The sequence below is a fragment of the Methanobrevibacter woesei genome (assembly GCF_003111605.1).
GTDB lineage: Archaea > Methanobacteriota > Methanobacteria > Methanobacteriales > Methanobacteriaceae > Methanocatella > Methanocatella woesei.
The window spans coordinates 1-635 of sequence record NZ_MZGU01000008.1 but is presented as its reverse complement, the minus strand read 5'-3'; the positions used below and the strand labels follow the sequence as shown (position 1 = coordinate 635).

2 rRNA genes are annotated in these 635 nt (G+C 34.2%); both read left to right on the top strand.

Annotated elements, in window-relative coordinates:
* A 16S ribosomal RNA gene (locus MBBWO_RS08040) occupies window positions 1–98 on the top strand; the annotation flags it as partial.
* 427 nt (window positions 99–525) lie between these two features.
* Window positions 526–635 (top strand): 23S ribosomal RNA (locus tag MBBWO_RS08035); the annotation flags it as partial.

Here is a 635-nt window from a genome sequence, read left to right as displayed (position 1 = left end):
GATGTGATTTTTTTTGTTGCATTCGAATCTAGGTTTTTTAAGGAGGGCGAAGTCGTAACAAGGTAGCCGTAGGGGAACCTGCGGCTGGATCACCTCCTTACACTTTATAATTCTTATTATATGATATTTTATTTGTGTGTTTGAATAGAGACATGCATTGATAAATCATAAGCAATCAAACACTATATCATCTACAAGATCGTGTGAATAATATTATTTATTGGTGCAGCACCGATTCGTTTGGAATCAGGTGTGAAGGGAAAAAATATTTAAGACTTTTTGTGGTCTTTTTTAGAGTATTCCGTGCATAAGTAACCCTACTGGCACTAACTAACCAAATTGTTGTTTAGATTATGTGTTATTCGTGAAGAAAGAATGAAAGACTTTTTTCTTGTGTATTAGATTTATGTCTAGTATAGTTTACTGAGTATAAAAAGACAGAATATAGGAAATAATACGACTTTTATTTATTCTATAAGAAAAAGATGAAGATTTGTATTATCTTCTTTTTTGTTGAAAATATTTTTTTTATGCTACTTTTGCTGTCTGGGGGATGGCTTGGCTTGAGTTGCCTATGAGGGTCGTGGTAAGCTGCGATAAGCTTGGGCGAGGAGCATACATCTTTGGAACCCAAG